An 18,438-nucleotide genomic window follows, 5' to 3' on the forward strand; every position below is an offset into this window, starting at 1 on the left:
TTTAGCCGGATTTCCTATTTTAGATGAGATCGACTGTCCGTAAAGGTCCGATTGTTCAACTAACCATCAGTGGGAGTGGAAGGAAGGAACCCCCACTGATGGAAGTTTCACTCTATTCCTTTTTTCTAAATTGAAGATTATGTAAGCTATTTTGCCTAATTTTTGTTAAACTAAAATGGTTACAATAAGCACAACTAGATGTATGATGGAAAGTATGTATAAGTGGACTGTTCATTAAAGTCTAATAATATAGAACAAGGGAAAAATTTCTTGTAATCAGATAAATAAAATGGAGTAAAAGCAATTTCAGTAGTAAGCTAAAGCTATCCGTTTACAAGCTAATAATGTTTGGAGGTTTACTTGATGAAAAAAGGTAATAATGATATTCGAGATGTGGTTTATATCCATTTAAACGAGAAAGAACGCTTTGTTCTTTCTTACGGTATAGAGTTTAGAGAGTTCTATAGAATTTTGGCGGAGACTCTTTCCTCTGTTTTGTTGTTAAAGCATCAGTTTGAAGATGGAGAATTTCATATACATACACAGTTCGAATATGTTCCAAACAATAAATTAGCACAGTTATCAATGGAAGATGTTTACGGATATGGAGATTTTGTATGGGTCGATTTTGATGAGATAGAGATATTAGATATTTTAGAAGGTCAAACGATTGCCGAGCTTCTTTATTTGGGACATAAGCTGGAGCCGCTTAGAAAGCCATTTTTTCAGCAGTTGAATAACCAATATGCTTATTTGGCGCATGATGATGGCTGGTTTAATAAAATCTATTATAAAAACATGGACTCTTTTTATCAATTATTTGGGGATATTATTGCAAATAAAGTGACAGAACTTAAATTAGAGAAGGCACTGCTTGGACTTAAAAAGAAGAGGCTATATCCTCCACTTCCTAAGAAAATAGTAATGGAGCTAAAACACTATATGAGTGAAGGAATGGTTTTATCTATTGAAAAGGCCAATCAAACCCGATTGAAAATAGAAATTCCCATTTGGATTTTAGGCGATTTTGATAATATGGATGATATGTACGAAGAATATGAGAAGAACAGCAAACAAAAAACGGATGCGATGCTTATTTTTGATAAAAAATTAAGAGAGTGGCAATTAACAAAGGTTTAATTGGTGACGGATATGAGTAAAAAAGTATGTGTGGGTTTTCCAGCGGAATTAAAGAAAATGACATTTGTGGAGCGGCCGAATCGGTTTATATTGGATTGTTTTAATGAAGAGACAAAGCAAGTTGAAAAGGTGCATTTGGCCGATCCGGGAAGACTAATTGAGCTTTTAATAGAGGGGGTAACTATTTATGTTCTCCCCAGTGCAAATCCTAATCGAAAAACGAAATGGACGGCTGTTTATGTCGAAACAAATGGTCTTCTTGTGTCTATCAATACAACCTATCCTAATAAGCTAGTTGAATTAATGCTGAAAAAAGCAATCATTGATGAGCTTGCTCTTTATCGATGGGTAAAATCGGAATATACGTATGGTAACTCCAGATGGGATTTTTTATTAGAGGATGAGGAAAAAAATCAGCTGCTTCTTGAAGTGAAAAGCGTTACATTAGCCAAAAAAGGAATAGGGATGTTTCCTGATGCCATCACGAAAAGAGGCTCTAAGCATGTGCAAGAATTAACTGCTATTGCTAAGGTAGGAACATTTCAAACAGCCATTTTATTTGTTGTGCAAAGAGGAGATGTTGAAATAGTAACAAGTGCAGCTGAAATTGACCCAGTCTTTGCAAAAAACTTAGAGGAAGCAGCAAAAGCAGGGGTGCAATTACTAAGCTATACTTGTGTTTTAACTGAGCAAGGAATCGAATGGGGTAATGCTATACCAGTAGATCCATTTTTAAAAATTCAATAAAAGGACATTTATTTCTGCTTCTGTTGAATGTATAATCAAAAAGGACGAAAAATGAAATAGATAGACGATGGTGAGACTTTTTGTAAAAGGCTGATGAGGAATGTCGAAAGACTTTCTCTTTTTTCAAGAAGACTCTTAAAAGGGAAGTTGGTGAAAATCCAACACGGTCCCGCCACTGTAAATGATTGCACATAGAGAAGTGCCACTGTACTTCCATGTATGGGAAGGTTCTATGCTGCGACAATCATGAGTCAGGAGACCTGCCATTTTCTATACACCTAATAAGCCTACGAGGATAGGGAGGTGTGGAGCGCGCTTTGAAAATATTTTTAAAGTCATCCCAACATCTCTATGGACGGTAATAGAGATGTTTTTTATTTTTCACATATTTATTTTAGGAAGGTGAAGGATAATGAAAAAGTTTTATTCCTTATTTTTAGCAATGCTGCTCGTTGTTGGTGTGCTCGCTGGATGTGGAGAAACGAAGACGGAAAGCAATAACAAAGAGCAATCGACACAACAAGAGGCAGCCTTTCCAGTAACGATTAAGGATGCACTGGATCAAGATGTAGTAATTGAGAAAAAACCGGAAAAAATTGTCTCTTTAATGCCTAGTAATACGGAAATTGTATTTGCGCTAGGGCTAGGAGAGGAGCTAGTTGGGGTTAGTGATTATGATAACTATCCGAAAGAAGCCGCCGAAAAAGAGAAGGTTGGCGGGATGGAATTTAATGTAGAGAAAATAATCGCTCTAAATCCAGATGTAGTGTTAGCACATGCATCTAGTGCCCATAATTCTACAGAAGGACTGCAGCAAATTCGCGATGCTGGTATTGAAGTTGTAGTCGTGAATGATGCAGCTTCTTTTGAGGACGTCTATAAAAGCATGGAAATGATTGGACAAGCTACGGGTACAGAAACAGAAGCAGATAAGCTTGTTGCTGATATGAAAGAGAAGTTAGCTGCCATCAAGGATAAAGCAGCAGCGATTTCTGATAGTGACCAAAAATCTGTTTATATAGAAGTAAGCGGAGAACCAAGTATATTTACGACTGGTAAAAATACATTTATGCAAGAAATGTTAGATACCATTAATGCGAAAAATATTATTTCGGAAGAAGGCTGGGTTCAAGTAGATCAAGAGGCAGTGATTGCAGCAAACCCAGATGTTATTATTACTACTTATGGTGCTTACTCAGAAACAAGCCCGATCGATCAAATTAGTTCGAGAAAAGGTTGGGAAGAGATAAAAGCAGTAAAAGAAAAGCATATAGTAGATGTTGATTCTGACATGGTAACTCGTTCTGGTCCTCGTTTAGTTGAAGGAGTAGAAGCTGTTGCAGAAGCGGTGTATCCTGATGTTTTTAAATAAAAAAAAAGCGGCTTATGTTTATGCCGCTTTTTTTCTCCTTTTTGCGATTGTGATTGGAATATCCGTTGGAACTATCTCTGTTCCTATTTTATCTGTGGTAAAAATACTAGCAAGTTATGTTGGTCCAGAAAGCATATTAACTAATGTCGATCCAATGCATATCAATATAGTCCAAAATATTCGTCTCCCTAGAGTGCTGTTGGCAGGATTAGTCGGTGCGAGCCTATCCATTTCGGGAGCTGCTTTCCAAGGGCTATTGAGAAATCCATTGGCAGATCCTTATACACTTGGGGTTTCATCTGGTGCATCTGTTGGAGCTGTTATTACATTGTTTTTCCAATTTAGCATTCCGTTTCTTGGCGCACTGACTTTGCCATTTATGAGTGTCTTATTTTCCTTCTTTACGATTTTATTTGTAGTCTTTTTTGCGAAAAAAATGGATCCAGCGATGCGAGTGGAAACGATTATTTTAACAGGAATTATTATTGGTTCTTTTTTAAGCGCATTTATTTCTCTCATGATCGCATTAACAGGAAATGAGCTTCGCCAAATTATTGGCTGGTTGCTTGGAAGTGTCTCCATGAGAGGATGGGAATATATAAAAATTATTCTCCCTTTCTTTGTAGTTGGCTCCGGTCTTCTTCTTTCGCAAGGAAAGGAATTAAATGCTTTAGCATTTGGCGAAGAAAGAGCACAGCATTTAGGCATTCATGTACAAAGAAGAAAAATGATTATTTTGCTGGCTGGCTCTATGTTAACAGGTGCAGCTGTTGCGGTATCTGGGACAATTGGATTTGTTGGTCTTGTGATTCCGCACTTTGTTCGAATCATTGTGGGGCCTGATCACCGGCATTTAATGGGGGTATCCCTTTTTGCAGGCAGTGGCTTTATGATTTTGGCTGACTTATTAGCTAGAACAATTATTTCTCCGACGGAACTACCGATAGGGGTCATTACAGCTTTAGTAGGTGCTCCAGTGTTTGCGGGATTATTACTGAGAAGAAGGAAGAGGAGTTTATAATAATGCTAAATGTACAGAATCTCTTTTTTCAATATGAAACAAAACAGATTTTACAGGATATTTCTTTTACGGTGAATAAAGGAGAAATGGTTGGTATCCTTGGACCCAATGGCAGTGGGAAAACGACGTTAATGAAAATTATTAGCGGCATTTTAACTCCACAAGAGGGACAGGTTGAGATAAAAGGCAAACCAATTGAGCAGTATAAAACGAAAGAATTAGCGAAGGTTGTCGCAGTCCTGTCTCAGCATGTGAATGAATCTTTTTCCTATACGGTTCGAGAAATCGTCTCACTCGGGAGATATGCGCATCAATCAGGGCTGTTTCAGTCCTGGAGTTCACAAGATGAAGATGTAGTTACGAAAGTGATGAAACAAACGGGAGTCTTTCCTTTTCAAGAGAAATCTATTCATGAATTATCTGGAGGCGAAAAGCAGCGTGTTTATTTGGCACAGGCACTCGCACAAGAGCCAGAAATTCTCCTATTAGATGAACCTACAAACCATTTGGATTTATCTTATCAGAAGGAATTATTGGATAATTTAAGAGAATGGAGCAGGGAAAGAGATTTAACGATTGTCTGTATTTTTCATGATTTAAACTTGGCAGGATTATATTGTGATCGGCTGCTTTTATTACATGATGGGGAGGTAGAAGTGGATGCCACTCCTTCTAATGTATTGCAAGAAGAGAGGGTGAAAAGAATCTATCAAACTGATGTGAAAAGTACTTTTCATCCAAGTAGACCGGCTCCTCAAATAGCGCTTGTACCAAGAAATACAGAGAGAAATGGCATGAAAATAGATACAAAAGCTATTACTATTACTTCAGAAAGAATAGAGGTGAAGGTTCCCTTTCCACTATACACCCTTTCATCTGGTGTCATTGGTGCAGGAAGGGGATGGTATAAGAGCTTTGTAAACCGGCATGTAGATAAAACGTATCGCTGTGATGATTATCGAAAGGAAATGGAGGATTATTTGCTTCAAAATGGCTTTAATCCATCGGAGACAGTGGGAATGATGACAGCTGTTTACACAGAGGATGTAGCATATCAGCTTATCGAGCAGCCAGATTTTTCTGTGATGATTGTCGTAACAGGCGGAGTAGGAAATGCTGTTGATGCCGCAAAGACTAACGAGCATTCTTCCTTCTTAAATCCTGGAACAATTAATATTTGGATTTTTGTTAACGGGACATTATCAGAGCAAGCCTTCGTGCAAAGTGTCATTACGGCCACAGAAGCAAAAGCAGCGGTCTTGCGAGATCGGAAGATAAAAGATTTGGAAACAGGAACCATTGCAACAGGTACGTCAACAGATAGTATATTGATGGCTGCTACCCAAGAAGGAGCCTACCTCGAATTTGGTGGTACGATTACGGCGCTTGGAAAGTGTGTAGCACAAGGCGTCTATCAGTGTTTAACCAAGTCATTAGATAAAAGGGATAGGAGGATGGCACCTAAATGATCGGCCATTTGATTAGCATGACACTTGCGATTATTTTAGATAAGCTCATTGGGGATCCTCCAAGCTGGCCACATCCTGTAAAAGGGATGGGGAAGTTGATTTCCTATTTAGATCAAAGATTAAATAACAGGCAAAATCGGAGAATAAAAGGATTATGGATGCTCATCATTGTTTTAGTGATCACCTTTTTGCTTAGCTATTTCCTTGTTTATATTAGCTATCAGCTTCATTGGTGGATCGGGGTAATCATAGAAGCTCTTCTTATCGCAACAACGATAGCCCAAAAGAGTCTAAAGGATGCTGCGATAGAGGTTTATGAACCATTGCAGGCTAATGATTTAGAGAAGGCGCGAAGGCAGCTGTCTTATATTGTAGGGAGAGATACAGAGCGATTAGAGGAAGAAGAAATTGTACGGGCGACAGTAGAGACAGTTGCAGAAAATACAAGTGATGGTATTACTGCTCCACTGTTTTGGGCATTTATTGGTGGTGCTCCGTTAAGTCTTGTCTATAGGGCCATTAATACATGTGATAGTATGGTTGGTTATAAGAATGATAAATATGGAGAATTTGGGTATTATGCTGCGAAATGTGATGATATCGTCAACTATTTGCCTAGTCGAATAACAGCAATTCTCGTGCTGTTAGTTTGTCGTAGTCCTTTCTATCGCAAAAAGGATGCCTGGAAGCTGTTATTTCAAGATGCAAAGAAGCACCCTTCTCCAAACAGTGGCTGGGGCGAAGCAGTAACAGCGATTATCCTTGGCATACAGCTCGGGGGGATAAACTATTACGGAGGAAAGAAGTCAGATCGGGCACGAATGGGAAGAGCGCTGCAGCCTTTAGGAACTAGACATATTATCGAGTCGACTAAAATTGCTGATAAAGCAGTTGTTTGCTTTTATCTTTTTTTATGTATAGGAGGAATTGGATTTGAAATGGCCAATGCATGGAGCTAATCCCCAGTATATTTATGAAAAGACAAATTTAGAAATGCCAGTGGATGCGATTGATTTTAGTGCTAATATCAACCCTTTAGGACCTCCGCCTATTCTATTGGAAATGTGGAATGACTTATTTCAGACAGTCCATCTTTATCCAGATCCTTTTGCAAGTCGCTTAAAGGAGAAAATTTCAAACAAGTATGGACTTCATCCAAAGCAGCTCTTAATTGGCAATGGCGCTGCGGAAATCATTTCTTTATTAGGGAGAATACTTGCGGGAAAAAAGGTATTACTTCTTCAGCCTGCTTTTTCTGAATACGAAGAAGTGTGCAGAATTAATCAATGTGATATCCATCATCATTACTTATCAGCGGAAACAGGTTGGGAGCTAATTCCATCTAAATTGGAAAAGGATATCCGTCATGTAGATGCTATATTTTTATGTAATCCTAATAATCCAACTGGTATATATTATCCGAAACAAATAGTAGAAGAGTTGTTGGCTATTTGTAAAAAAAACAATTGTTATGTCATCTTGGATGAAGCTTTCTATGATTTTGTGATTGGATATGAGGATATGCTTCCTCTCTTAAAAAAATTCTCCAACCTCATTGTTATCCGTTCCATGACAAAGATGTACAGTATTCCAGGGATACGTCTTGGCTATGTAGTCGCATCAGAGGAACTGATTGTACAATTACAACAGTTTCAATCTCAATGGAGTATTAATGGAATTGCTTTAAGGGTTGGCGAATTATTAATGGGACAAGAGACATTTCAGAATAAAACGCAAAGCTATATAGAAGAGGAAAAGGAAAGGTTATTTTCCTTTTTTAGGAAAGCGCAATTTGCGTATTCCAACTCTGCTGCTAATTATTACTTATTAAGAGATACTAGGTTAACAGATCAAAAAGACTTCCTTACTTTCTTGTTAAACAATGGCATCATTGCAAGACATACATATAATTATCCGAGTTTAGAAGGTGAATGGCTGCGGTTTGCGATTAAAAGCAGGCTAGAGAATCAGCAATTGCAAGGAGTGGTAGCTAAATGGAAACAAAGTCATCCATTATCTTTGTAACGGGAGGCGTGAGAAGCGGCAAATCTTCTTTTGCTGAGAGTTTGGCAATAGAATATGCAAGAAAGGAAAAAGCAGATTTGCATTATATAGCCACAGCTGTTAATACAGATACAGAAATGCAAGAAAGAATTACAAGACATCAGCAAATAAGAAAAACACAAAAAGTAAAATGGAATAGCCATGAACAGGCAGTAGATATTGGCGAATTGGCCGGAGTTTTTTCGGAAAAGGATGTTATTTTGCTCGATTGTTTAACAGTGTTAGTCAATAATGAACTTTTTTTAAAAGATCAACGGCAAGAAATGATAGAGGTTAAGCTGAAAAAGGATCTAGTAGAGTTAAGTCGAAGCTGCAGATATCTTATTCTTGTGAGTAATGAAGTTACATATGAGCCGTCAACAGATCCATTTGTACAGAACTACAGCAGGATTTTAAATCGACTCCATTATTTCCTCGTGCAGCATGCAAAGGAAGCTTATTTGGTAGAATTAGGAATAGCGCAAAGGAAGAAGGGAGGAGAAGAATGAAGGGTGTGATGATACAGGGGACTTCATCTGATGTTGGGAAAAGTCTGATTGCTACTGCTTTATGCCGAATGGTGGCAAATGAGGGAATAAAGGTAGCCCCATTTAAATCACAAAATATGTCTAATAATTCTTATGTCACAGTAGATGGAAAAGAGATTGGCAGGGCGCAAGGAATTCAGGCGGAAGCAGCAAGGACGGAGGCAACCGTTTGGATGAACCCGATTCTCTTAAAGCCAAGATCTGATTTACAATCAGAGGTTGTCCTGCTTGGAGAAGCAAATACGACTCTTTCTGGCAGAAGGTATCGTGAACAGTTTTATGATGAGGGAATTCGTGTTATTCAAAAAAGTCTTGATTACCTCCAAAGCCACTATGAGATGGTCATCATGGAAGGTGCGGGAAGCCCAGTAGAAATAAATTTGAAAGACAGAGAGCTCGTAAACATGAAGGTTGCCGAAATGGCTAATATTCCCGTCATTCTTGTTGCAGATATTGATCGTGGAGGCGTGTTTGCGAGTATTATTGGAACCCTTTCTCTATTTTCAGAAGAGGAACGGATCAGAGTTAAGGGAATTATAATTAATAAGTTTCGCGGGGATCCAACTCTTTTTGAAGATGGGGTTCAATGGCTGAAGGAAAAGACAGGCATTCCTGTCCTCGGAGTCCTTCCTTTTATTCATAACCATATGATTGAAGGAGAGGACTCATTATCTATCCGGGAGAAAAGATTAACAACTTCAAAAGATGTTATCGATTTGGCAGTAGTAAACAATCGATATATGTCCAATTTCACAGATATAGAACCATTTTTTCTAGAAGAAGACGTTAGTATCCGCCTGATTGATAAAGGCGAAGATTTAGGGAATCCAGATGCGGTCATTATCCCAGGTACGAAAAGTACGATAGATGATTTGAAAGAAATGAAAAGGAACGGATTAGCAGCCCAGCTTAAAAGCTATTATAAGCAAGGTGGCAGAGTAATAGGATTATGCGGAGGCTATCAAATGCTTTGTACTACTTTGAAGGATCCACAGGGTGTTGATACTGGAAGCGGAGGCGAAGAAATAGAGGGACTTGGACTTATCCCTGCAAGCACGACCTTTGAAAAGAAAAAAGCGACTATTCGAGTGGAAGGCAGTTATCATCCTTCTACGAAGTTAGCAACAGAAAGAATAGAGGGGTATGAGATTCATTTAGGAAAAACAGAATATGCTTCTTTAGACGAAAGATGCCCGTTTTTATTGCTTCATAACAGCAGGGAAGAAGGGTATTATCGAGAAGATGGAAGATTGATAGGTACTTATATGCATCATCTATTTTATAATGATGTTTTTCGCCATACATGGTTAAATCAAATCCGTTTGCAAAAGGGACTGGAGAAAAGAAAGCGGCTGTTTATACAAGAACAGAAGGATAAACGCTTTGATGCTCTCGCTGATGAAATGAAAAAACATCTAGATTGGGAGAGAATATTGGATATCCTTCAGGCTGGTGATAGACAATGAAGAGTTGGTTTGTTGGTTTTCTATTAAATATGCAGTTCTTTACGGCGATACCAGTGAGAAAAGTACTGCCGATGGAGGGAGAGTTTCTTCAGAAAAGTATAAAGACATTCCCTTTGCTAGGACTTTTTCAAGGCTTTATTTATATGAGCCTCTTCTTTTTGCTAAAAGAATATACTCCGTTTACAGCTCTTGCAATTGCTTTTTTTGTCTGGCTCAGTACAATTTTGTTAACTGGAGGGCTTCATTTAGATGGGTGGATGGATGCAAGTGATGCTTATTTTTCTTATCAGGATAGGAAGAAAAGATTAGAGATTATGAAGGATCCTCATGTTGGCGCCTTTGGTCTTTTATCGGTCATGCTGTTATTAAGTACGAAGTTTCTTTTTATCTATGAAATCGTGACACGTATGCAAGACTTCACCTACCTTTTTGTGATGCTCCTGCCGTTTTTTTCTAAAGCAGTAATGGGATGGATTTTGCTATTTGTTCAAGAGGCAAAGAAAGACGGGCTTGGCGCATACTTTAAAAGGTCTGTTGAAGGGCAGCAAACGTTTTTTTATAGTGGCTATTTTGTACTTGTTTTTCTATTTTTCTTCTTTTTGTATTCACAATGGCTGCCACTGTTCTTACTATTTCTCTCTGTTAGCATCGGCTGCTATTTTTTATTAAGCCGATTTATGAAGCGAGCTTTTGGGGGATTAACAGGCGACTTATTAGGAGCAAGCGTAGAAGGGACGGAATTGGCACTATGGGCAACACTATGGTTATTGCATTATTTCGTCATGGGTTAACTGCCGAAAATGAACGGAAAGCATACATTGGCTGGACGGATGCTCCTTTAAGTGAAAACGGGAGAGAGCAGCTTTATGAAAAAGGAAGGCCAGTGTCTAAATATGAATGGATAAGTGCAAGTGATTTATTGCGAGCGAAAGAGACAGCAGCGTATTGGTTTCCTGAACAGAGTTTGTGCATTACTTCTTATTTTCGAGAAATAAATTTTGGAGATTGGGAAGGAAAAACATACGAACAATTAAAAGAGCTCCCTGACTATTGCAAATGGCTAAATGCTCCATTTGCGGTTTCTGCAACAAATGGAGAATCCTTTGAAGCGATGGCTGAGAGAGTAGATACGGGCTGGGATCGTTTAATCAAGCAGAGTAAGCAAAGCAATCGAATCGCAGTTGTCACACATGGTGGCGTGATTCGTTATTTACTTAGTAAATATGGTGTAACAGAAAAGAATTTTTGGGACTACATCATTTCGCCAGGAGAGGGAATCGAGCTAATATGGTCCAATAAAGAAAGCTTTAGGAGGAAGGAAAGATGCACTTTATTACAGGAGGTAGCTTTCACGGGAAAAAAAGCTGGACAGTAGCCTTTGCAAAGGAGCAGGGATTTACAGTAGAAAAGGTCCTCCGTTTATTTGATGAAAAGGAAATAAATATTGCAAATGATGAGAAGCATTCCTTTTATATGATTGAAGGACTGGAGTGGATGATTAGAAATCGCCTGCAAGAAGAAACGTTGGAGCAAACAATCAATTATATAGAAAAACAAGTGGGGGCTTTGCTTCAATGGGAAAGAGAAGAGAAGAATCGCTATGTGTTTATAATTGGCAGTGATATTACGAAAGGCATCGTTCCGATTGATAAAGAAGATCGCTTGTGGCGGGATGCTACAGGACTGATTTTTCAACGGATTGCAGCAGAGGCAGACAGAGTGGATGTTATTTGGTATGGGTTGAATGAGCGATTGAAGTAGTTGGTGGTTGAGCGATTGGTCGGAATATATAGGAAAACTGGAGGAGTTTCATAGGAAGAATGAACGCTGCTGAAACGGGAAGCTTTAATAAGAAAAGTGGTTTTCACAAGCGAGATGAACGCCAAAATCCGCAGCCAAAACAATAAAGTGGTGTTCATAATCAAGACGAAGCCCAAAGCAACAAAAAACAAAAAAACAGAAAGAAGGATAGCATATGCGAATTTATACAAAAACAGGTGATAAAGGGGAAACCAGTATAATCGGGGGGAGAGTATTAAAGGATGATATTCGTGTAGAAGCCTACGGAACAGTAGATGAGTTAAATTCTTTTGTTGGATTGGCAGTTGCGCAATTAGTGGGAGAACAATTTGCTGATATCAAAGAAGACTTAGAGAAAATCCAGCATGAATTATTTGACTGTGGGGGAGATTTAGCGAGTATTTCAGCAAGAAGACAATTGAAGTTAACAGAAGATGCTATTGCCTATTTAGAGGAACGAATTGATGTTTTTATGGATGAGACACCGGATTTGGAGCGCTTTATCTTGCCAGGAGGCATAGAGGCGGCAGCGACTGTGCATCTTGCACGTACAGTGACAAGAAGAGCGGAACGATTAGTGGTGACATTGGTGAAAACAAATGAGGATATTCCAGAATTGCCATTAAAATACTTAAATAGACTTTCCGATTACTTTTTTGCGCTTGCAAGGGTGATTAATTACAGAAGCAATGTGGCAGATGTCGAGTATGTTCGTAGTGCAAAGGTATTTCGAACAACTAAAAAGGGAGAGAGAAATGAACGTAAAGAAGATTAATATACTTGCCATTTTTATTGCGATATCAGTTATTGGTGCTTTTATAAAAATCCCAAGCTTCATCGGAAGTGTTGCACTTGATAGTTTTCCAAGCCTCATTGCTGGTGTGCTTTTAGGTGGGGTAGCAGGAGGAATAGTAGCGGCTTTTGGTCATCTTGTGTCCGCTTTGATAGGAGGACTCCCGCTCGGAATTTTTCATTTATTTATTGCGGTAGAAATGTGTCTGCTTGTTTTTGTTTTTACAAAAATCTATCAGACTGGAAATCGAATTGTCTCCTATTTGTGGTTTGTGTTAGGAAATGGAATTATACTACCCCTTCCCTTCTTAGTGCTTTTGGGAAAAGGTTTTTACGTTTCTATGGTTCCAGTATTGTTGATAGGTGCTGTATTAAACGGCATTATTGCCCAGCTGTTAATGCCAAGGCTGGAAGCTTTCCTTAAAGGGTGGAGAGAGGCGAAGTAATGAGAGATGTACAAATTGTTCCCTGGAATCAAGAAGATGTGTTGGTTATTAGTGCAGATAATAGCGGAGGAATTGGGCAGAAAGAAGAGGATCACGTTTCCGTTCCATATGATATCGTTTCTTATTTTTCCTTTCGCGTAGCAGTTATGGAATGTATGGCAGCAGGAGGAATCCCATTTTCGGTAATCTTGCAGAATTTTTGTGGAGACGATGCTTGGAATCCTCTTGTGGCAGGTATACATAAAGGAGTGCAGGAGCTTGGATTAGACGCGGAGCTTGGAATAACAGGAAGTACGGAAAGCAATTTTTCCTTCCATCAATCAGCTGTAGGTCTAACGATTCTTGGAAAAAGACGAGCAGATTTCAAGGAGACAACCATTGTAAATGGAAGAATAGCCGTTATTGGGAGTCCTCTTGTTGGGGAAGAAGTAATGTTACAAGAAGAAAAAGTAGTTCCCTTAGTGGTGTTTTCCCATTTTACAAAGGAAATAAAATGTCGACTACAGCCTGTTGGCTCCAAGGGGGTTCTTTATGAATTAGGCCAGTTAAAGGGAAAGTTTTTTCAAGAGGAAGAAGTGTCAAGCTCTGTTAATCTTTTAAAATCTTCAGGTCCAGCTACATGCTTTATTGTCGAGTATGAAAAGGAAGCAGAATCAGAAATAAAGAGGTTGGCGGGTGGCTATTTTCATGAAGTGCTAATTTCTTCTAGATAAATGAAAGAAGCGAAGTAGCTTTTTCTTTCTTTAGGGAGAAATTTTATATAAATAAGCTCCATTTTAGCCCTTTTTTCATATGGTAATAAGAGTTAAGATGGAAAAGGATTATTAGAGTCTAGACTATATCTATTACAAGAATATGTGTTTTTGATTAAATTGTTATTTGACTTACATGTTTTATTTTTAAAGGTATGGTTCTAGTGGTAGAATAAACAAGTGCATTGATTAAATGGAGGTAAACTCATAATGAAAAAGAAACTTGGATTATTATATGGCGGAAAATCTGCTGAACATAAAGTTAGTATGCAAACAGCAATGGCAGTAATTAAAGCATTAGATACAGATAAATATGATATTCATCCAATTTACATATTTGAGAGTGGTGAATGGGTGCGCGGACCACAATTAATGGGGCCTGTTGAAAATGTAAAAGAGCTTGCGTTTAACTCACAGGAGCAAATCGGCTCAAATGCGCTTTCTACTACTCTCTTCCAAGCAAATGATGAGGCTTCCTTAGATGTTATTTTTCCATTGCTTCATGGACCAAATGGCGAAGATGGAACCGTACAAGGATTACTAGAACTTTTGAATCTTCCGTATGTTGGTAATGGTGTTTTGGCATCATCAGCAGGAATGGATAAAGTAATCATGAAGAATATTTTTGAAGTAGCTGGATTAAACCAAGTAAAATATAATTCTTTTATCCGCAGTGACTGGCAAAGTGATAAAGAAGCAGCGTATGATTGCGTGGAAAAGGAATTAGGTTTTCCTTGTTTTGTAAAGCCCGCCAATCTTGGATCAAGTGTAGGAATTAGTAAATGTACGACAAGAGAAGAATTAGAGACTGCATTTATCGAGGCATTCCAATTTGACCGCAAAATAATTGTCGAAGAAGGCTTAACAGCTAGAGAAATTGAAGTAGGGGTATTAGGAAATGATTACCCAGAAGTTTCTGTAGCAGGAGAAATTGTTCCGAAAAAAGATTTTTACGATTATAAAGCAAAGTATGAGGATGGAGATACAGCTTTAATTATCCCAGCAGAGGTTACAGAATCTGAATATGCTGCAATTAAAGCAGATGCGATTAAAGCATTTAAAGCACTTGATTGTTCTGGTCTTGTACGTGCAGATTTCTTCCTTACAAAAGAAGGTAAAGTTTATATTAATGAAGTAAATACAATGCCTGGATTTACACCGTTCAGCATGTTCCCATTATTATGGAAGCACACAGGTTTAGAATATGATGCTCTAATCAATAAATTAGTGGATCTTGCAGTGGAAAGACATACAGAAAAACAAAATATTAAATATACGATTTAATAGAGAATAAGAAAAGCGGAGAGCCCCTGGGAGCTCGGAGCTAGACAATAAGAAAAGTGGAAGCATCTGTTTATCGGAAGTTTGCTAACCGATAGGCTGCTTGCTCCAGACAGCAAATGGACTTCAGAAAATGTATATTTTTATCACTATTAAAAGGAGAGGTGAGAATAATACCTCTTCTTTTGTTCCATCAAATATTGGTTTTCAGTGGAGAATAATAAGTTAGTTTATATTAAACCATTGAATAAAGGAGGTTTTTTCGTGATTAAACGTACATATGCAGAAATAGCAAAAATGGCAGGCAGTGTGGGTTCTTTTACGCAATTTGCAGATGTTCAAATTAATGGGGTAACCATTGATTCTAGAAAAATTGAAGCAGGGCAATTATTTATTCCGTTTAAAGGAGAAAGAACGGATGGACATCAATACGTCGCAGATGCGATAGAACAAGGAGCAGCTGCAGCATTTTGGCAAAAGGATGTTCCGAATCCACCAGAGAATCTACCACTTATCTTTGTTGACGATTCCTTAACAGCTATTCAAGCTCTTGCTAAAAGCTATCTTCAGCAATTAAGTGTTAAAGTAGTAGGAATTACAGGAAGTAATGGGAAAACATCTACAAAGGATATGACAACTAGTCTCCTTTCCTTAAAATATAAGGTGCAAAAAACAGAAGGTAATTATAATAATCATCTTGGTCTTCCGTTAACTGTTCTTGGCTTAGAAGAGGATACAGATATTGCTGTGCTGGAAATGGGAATGAGTGGCAGGGGAGAAATTGACTTTTTGAGCAGACTAGCAGAACCCGACATTACTGTTATCACCAATATCGGCGAATCTCATATGCAGGATTTAGGCTCAAGAGAAGGAATCGCGGAGGCGAAGTTGGAAATATTAAATGGATTAAAAGACAACGGCAGATTCATTTATTTTGGTGATGAACCACTTCTTTCAAGTCGTATGAAAAGTAGTACCATTGATAAGAAAACCTTCGGGATGAATCCTTCTAATGATTTATACCCTCTTCATATCCAGGCACAAGACAATGGAAGTGCTTTTCATATTAACAAAATAACTGATCAATTTGAATTGCCTGTTTTAGGGGATCACAATATTTTAAATGCTTTAGCGGCAATGCTTGTGGCAGAGTATTTTAATATTCCTTTTGAAGAAATGAATAAAGGGCTTCAATCATTAAAGCTTACTAATATGCGTATGGAATTAGTGGAAGGACAATCTGGTGTTAAAATTATTAATGATGCCTACAATGCCAGTCCAACTTCGATGCTTGCTGCTATTGATGTTCTAAAAAAGCTACCAGGCTATAAACAGAAAATCGCTGTTCTCGGTGATATGTTAGAGCTGGGGGATAAAGAAGAGGCATTTCATTATGAAATGGGCGAAAACCTAGAGGGAATTGATTACGTTTTGACATATGGAAAGCTGGGAAGTTTCATTGCAAGAGGTGCGAAAACCGTTCTCCCAGAAGATCGTGTATTCACTTTCCAGGAAAAAGAACCGCTAATAGAAACATTAACGAATTATATAAATAAAGAAACAGTAGTTTTAGTTAAAGCCTCTAGAGGAATGAAGCTAGAGGATATCGTTAAGGCTATTCAATAATTGAAGGAGGCCAGCCGATTAGATAAGCGAAAAATCGTTTTCTTGTAGGGTTGGCTTTTTTAATGTAGTGAATATTTGTCTAATCTGACTTTTGACTGTAAAAATTCTGAGTTGATGGAAGAGGAAATCTGCGGGTGTCAATATAAAGGGAAGTTTGATTGTTGGAAAAATTACTTTTATAGTGTAAAATATCCCTAAAGGGAGCGGGGGTAAAATGACAGCTTGTTTGTGTATACATGGATTTACAGGTTCCCCGATGGAAGTGGAACCACTGGCTAAATATATTCAGCAACATACCAATTGGGAATGTGTAATCCCAACTCTACCTGGGCACGGCGATGAACTGAGATTAAAAGGCATTATGTATAATGAATGGCTTTTGTATGCAGAAGATACGTTAAGGGATTTATTAAAAAGACATGACACCGTATATGTTGTCGGATTTTCCATGGGAGGATTAATAGCAAGCTATTTAGCAACAAAATATCCTATTAAGAAATTGATCCTGTTGAGCGCAGCAGCCTATTATGTGAATTTTGCCCAGCTTCAAAAGGATATAAGAATAATCTGTGCTGATTTTTTTCAAGGACGGATCAGAGAAAATGAGCAATTTACTCGCTATATGACCAAAATTAAAAGTACCCCGTTAGCTGCTACCATCCAGTTCCAAAAGCTTGTTCAATATGTGAAACCGTTGTTATCTAACATCCATGTACCAACACTGATTGCCCAAGGGGAGAAAGATGGCATTGTGCCATTGAAAAGTGCAAGCTATTTATACAATACCATTCGTGCTGCAAATAAGAAGATGATTTATGTAGAAGATTCCAAGCATTTAATTTGTCATTGCGAGAGAAAAGAAACATTATTTCAAGAAATAATAACATTCCTCAAGGAGTCCTCATAAGTTAGAAGTGACGACATAACAATTCTGATGTATAGAAGTATGCTTGATTGGAAAGAGTAGGATAGGCAAGCTCTGCCCTTCTAATTCTCTCCAAGCATTGGTTAGAAAGAAGAGTAGGAAAAAGATACTATTTCTATAAGGAATTTATAAACGAAGATTGCAGACTCTCTTTTTCGTAAAACGTTTACATGGTAGAAGTGGGAAAAACATGCATAAAACCTAGATTTTCGAATACCCAATTTATTGCAAAGCGTATTTCTTAGTGATAAGATTATTTTAAAAAGTAACGTGAAGAAACTTAACATTTGGGGCATAATGTTAGTACAGTATAACACCTTATTTAAACGATAAATTAGTCAAATAGAGAGAAATGATTTGGATCCCACTCTTAAACTTCAGTAAGACTCTCACTTCTTTTCTTATAAAGAATTCGCGGAAAATAGGTGGGGGATTAACTGTCCGTAAAGATTCGAATGGTTTAACTAACAATTAGTGGGGAGAGGAAGGAAAACCCTCACTGATGGAATTCATATTATAAGAAGTGCTTCTGTAATGAATGGGTAGATTTCCTTTTTTTAAAGGAAGGTAAGTATTATTTCTTTGTATTTGGCTAACTTTTCTCAAATTAGCTAATTTGTTTAAAGCTCCGTGAAAAGATCATGTTGTTTTCGAACGTGAATTTTGAAGATTCTCTATAAGGGAATAGACATAATCACAAATTGGTAACAGAGCTATTATTAAAATAATAAATAGAAGTCATTTGAAATTTCCTCCTATTTAGAACTTGGTTAAATAGTATCTCATAACTAATAAGACTTAAATAGTAGCATATACCTCATCATTCTCCTGATAAAGGTTGTAAGGCTATTGAAACCAACAATAACTTTCATCATTTATATAATAACGAGTATCGTTTCTTTTTAATTGTATGGGGAAAGGCATAATGTGATGAATACGATATGCCATTTTAATATGTTTTCATTTAGAAAGTGAGGTACATACGAATGGTTGACATGATGGAGTTAATC

18 protein-coding genes and 1 riboswitch are annotated in these 18,438 nt (G+C 37.8%); all 18 genes read left to right on the top strand.

Going from position 1 to position 18,438, the window contains the following annotated elements; translation table 11 throughout:
• Window positions 1–363: 363 nt before the first annotated feature.
• Window positions 364–1,140 carry a hypothetical protein gene (locus tag AB3U99_RS02120; RefSeq protein ID WP_400245154.1) on the top strand — a complete coding sequence of 259 codons (777 nt, stop codon included), beginning with the start codon at window positions 364–366 and terminating at the stop codon, window positions 1,138–1,140.
• 12 nt (window positions 1,141–1,152) lie between these two features.
• Window positions 1,153–1,887, top strand: a complete 735-nt coding sequence (gene sfsA / locus AB3U99_RS02125) for a DNA/RNA nuclease SfsA (protein ID WP_400245155.1) — start codon at window positions 1,153–1,155, stop codon at window positions 1,885–1,887.
• 84 nt (window positions 1,888–1,971) lie between these two features.
• Window positions 1,972–2,170: riboswitch (cobalamin riboswitch) on the top strand.
• A gap of 129 nt (window positions 2,171–2,299) precedes the next feature.
• Window positions 2,300–3,259, top strand: a complete 960-nt coding sequence (locus AB3U99_RS02130; protein ID WP_400245157.1) for an ABC transporter substrate-binding protein — start codon at window positions 2,300–2,302, stop codon at window positions 3,257–3,259.
• A complete protein-coding gene (locus AB3U99_RS02135; protein WP_400247932.1) occupies window positions 3,246–4,280 on the top strand; it encodes a FecCD family ABC transporter permease in 1,035 nt (344 codons plus the stop codon). Before AB3U99_RS02130 ends, AB3U99_RS02135 begins: the two co-directional genes overlap by 14 nt.
• Before the next feature lie 2 nt (window positions 4,281–4,282).
• Window positions 4,283–5,749: a heme ABC transporter ATP-binding protein gene (locus tag AB3U99_RS02140; protein ID WP_400245158.1), complete on the top strand. Its 1,467-nt coding sequence runs from the start codon at window positions 4,283–4,285 to the stop codon at window positions 5,747–5,749.
• Window positions 5,746–6,708: an adenosylcobinamide-phosphate synthase CbiB gene (cbiB, locus tag AB3U99_RS02145; protein WP_400245159.1), complete on the top strand. Its 963-nt coding sequence runs from the start codon at window positions 5,746–5,748 to the stop codon at window positions 6,706–6,708. Before AB3U99_RS02140 ends, cbiB begins: the two co-directional genes overlap by 4 nt.
• On the top strand, window positions 6,683–7,774 hold the full coding sequence (cobD, locus tag AB3U99_RS02150) for a threonine-phosphate decarboxylase CobD (RefSeq protein WP_400245160.1): 1,092 nt from the start codon (window positions 6,683–6,685) through the stop codon (window positions 7,772–7,774). Before cbiB ends, cobD begins: the two co-directional genes overlap by 26 nt.
• A complete protein-coding gene (locus AB3U99_RS02155) occupies window positions 7,744–8,301 on the top strand; it encodes a bifunctional adenosylcobinamide kinase/adenosylcobinamide-phosphate guanylyltransferase (protein ID WP_400245161.1) in 558 nt (185 codons plus the stop codon). The genes cobD and AB3U99_RS02155 overlap by 31 nt, the downstream gene beginning before the upstream one ends.
• On the top strand, window positions 8,298–9,806 hold the full coding sequence (locus tag AB3U99_RS02160) for a cobyric acid synthase (protein WP_400245162.1): 1,509 nt from the start codon (window positions 8,298–8,300) through the stop codon (window positions 9,804–9,806). Before AB3U99_RS02155 ends, AB3U99_RS02160 begins: the two co-directional genes overlap by 4 nt.
• Window positions 9,803–10,597, top strand: a complete 795-nt coding sequence (cobS, locus tag AB3U99_RS02165) for an adenosylcobinamide-GDP ribazoletransferase (RefSeq protein WP_400245163.1) — start codon at window positions 9,803–9,805, stop codon at window positions 10,595–10,597. Before AB3U99_RS02160 ends, cobS begins: the two co-directional genes overlap by 4 nt.
• A complete protein-coding gene (locus tag AB3U99_RS02170) occupies window positions 10,567–11,181 on the top strand; it encodes a histidine phosphatase family protein (RefSeq protein ID WP_400245164.1) in 615 nt (204 codons plus the stop codon). The genes cobS and AB3U99_RS02170 overlap by 31 nt, the downstream gene beginning before the upstream one ends.
• Window positions 11,130–11,567: a bifunctional adenosylcobinamide kinase/adenosylcobinamide-phosphate guanylyltransferase gene (locus tag AB3U99_RS02175; protein WP_400245165.1), complete on the top strand. Its 438-nt coding sequence runs from the start codon at window positions 11,130–11,132 to the stop codon at window positions 11,565–11,567. Before AB3U99_RS02170 ends, AB3U99_RS02175 begins: the two co-directional genes overlap by 52 nt.
• Window positions 11,568–11,781: 214 nt before the next feature.
• Complete coding sequence (locus AB3U99_RS02180) at window positions 11,782–12,381, top strand: cob(I)yrinic acid a,c-diamide adenosyltransferase (protein WP_400245166.1); 600 nt, start codon at window positions 11,782–11,784, stop codon at window positions 12,379–12,381.
• A complete protein-coding gene (locus AB3U99_RS02185; RefSeq protein WP_400245167.1) occupies window positions 12,362–12,844 on the top strand; it encodes an ECF transporter S component in 483 nt (160 codons plus the stop codon). The genes AB3U99_RS02180 and AB3U99_RS02185 overlap by 20 nt, the downstream gene beginning before the upstream one ends.
• Window positions 12,844–13,557: an ATP-binding protein gene (locus AB3U99_RS02190; RefSeq protein ID WP_400245168.1), complete on the top strand. Its 714-nt coding sequence runs from the start codon at window positions 12,844–12,846 to the stop codon at window positions 13,555–13,557. Before AB3U99_RS02185 ends, AB3U99_RS02190 begins: the two co-directional genes overlap by 1 nt.
• 249 nt (window positions 13,558–13,806) lie before the next feature.
• The gene (locus AB3U99_RS02195) at window positions 13,807–14,880 is read left to right on the top strand and encodes a D-alanine--D-alanine ligase (protein WP_400245169.1); all 1,074 of its coding nucleotides are present in this window, start codon (window positions 13,807–13,809) and stop codon (window positions 14,878–14,880) included.
• Window positions 14,881–15,141: 261 nt separating this feature from the next.
• The gene (locus AB3U99_RS02200; protein ID WP_400245170.1) at window positions 15,142–16,503 is read left to right on the top strand and encodes a UDP-N-acetylmuramoyl-tripeptide--D-alanyl-D-alanine ligase; all 1,362 of its coding nucleotides are present in this window, start codon (window positions 15,142–15,144) and stop codon (window positions 16,501–16,503) included.
• A 214-nt stretch (window positions 16,504–16,717) separates the two neighbouring features.
• Window positions 16,718–17,410 (top strand): alpha/beta hydrolase, encoded by a 693-nt coding sequence (locus AB3U99_RS02205; RefSeq protein ID WP_400245171.1) that lies wholly within the window; start codon window positions 16,718–16,720, stop codon window positions 17,408–17,410.
• The last annotated feature ends 1,028 nt before the right edge of the window (window positions 17,411–18,438 follow it).

Source organism: Niallia tiangongensis, from assembly GCF_044704065.1.
GTDB lineage: Bacteria > Bacillota > Bacilli > Bacillales > Cytobacillaceae > Niallia > Niallia tiangongensis.

Coding starts and splice junctions, on each gene's coding strand:
- AB3U99_RS02160 (WP_400245162.1), top strand. CDS start 8,298: ATGAAGGGTGTGATGATACAGGGGACTTCATCTGATGTTGGGAAAAGT.
- AB3U99_RS02185 (WP_400245167.1), top strand. CDS start 12,362: ATGAACGTAAAGAAGATTAATATACTTGCCATTTTTATTGCGATATCA.
- AB3U99_RS02135 (WP_400247932.1), top strand. CDS start 3,246: ATGTTTTTAAATAAAAAAAAAGCGGCTTATGTTTATGCCGCTTTTTTT.
- AB3U99_RS02140 (WP_400245158.1), top strand. CDS start 4,283: ATGCTAAATGTACAGAATCTCTTTTTTCAATATGAAACAAAACAGATT.
- AB3U99_RS02170 (WP_400245164.1), top strand. CDS start 10,567: ATGGTTATTGCATTATTTCGTCATGGGTTAACTGCCGAAAATGAACGG.
- AB3U99_RS02155 (WP_400245161.1), top strand. CDS start 7,744: ATGGAAACAAAGTCATCCATTATCTTTGTAACGGGAGGCGTGAGAAGC.
- cobS (WP_400245163.1), top strand. CDS start 9,803: ATGAAGAGTTGGTTTGTTGGTTTTCTATTAAATATGCAGTTCTTTACG.
- cbiB (WP_400245159.1), top strand. CDS start 5,746: ATGATCGGCCATTTGATTAGCATGACACTTGCGATTATTTTAGATAAG.
- AB3U99_RS02205 (WP_400245171.1), top strand. CDS start 16,718: ATGACAGCTTGTTTGTGTATACATGGATTTACAGGTTCCCCGATGGAA.
- AB3U99_RS02120 (WP_400245154.1), top strand. CDS start 364: ATGAAAAAAGGTAATAATGATATTCGAGATGTGGTTTATATCCATTTA.
- AB3U99_RS02195 (WP_400245169.1), top strand. CDS start 13,807: ATGAAAAAGAAACTTGGATTATTATATGGCGGAAAATCTGCTGAACAT.
- AB3U99_RS02130 (WP_400245157.1), top strand. CDS start 2,300: ATGAAAAAGTTTTATTCCTTATTTTTAGCAATGCTGCTCGTTGTTGGT.
- AB3U99_RS02190 (WP_400245168.1), top strand. CDS start 12,844: ATGAGAGATGTACAAATTGTTCCCTGGAATCAAGAAGATGTGTTGGTT.
- AB3U99_RS02175 (WP_400245165.1), top strand. CDS start 11,130: ATGCACTTTATTACAGGAGGTAGCTTTCACGGGAAAAAAAGCTGGACA.
- AB3U99_RS02180 (WP_400245166.1), top strand. CDS start 11,782: ATGCGAATTTATACAAAAACAGGTGATAAAGGGGAAACCAGTATAATC.
- sfsA (WP_400245155.1), top strand. CDS start 1,153: ATGAGTAAAAAAGTATGTGTGGGTTTTCCAGCGGAATTAAAGAAAATG.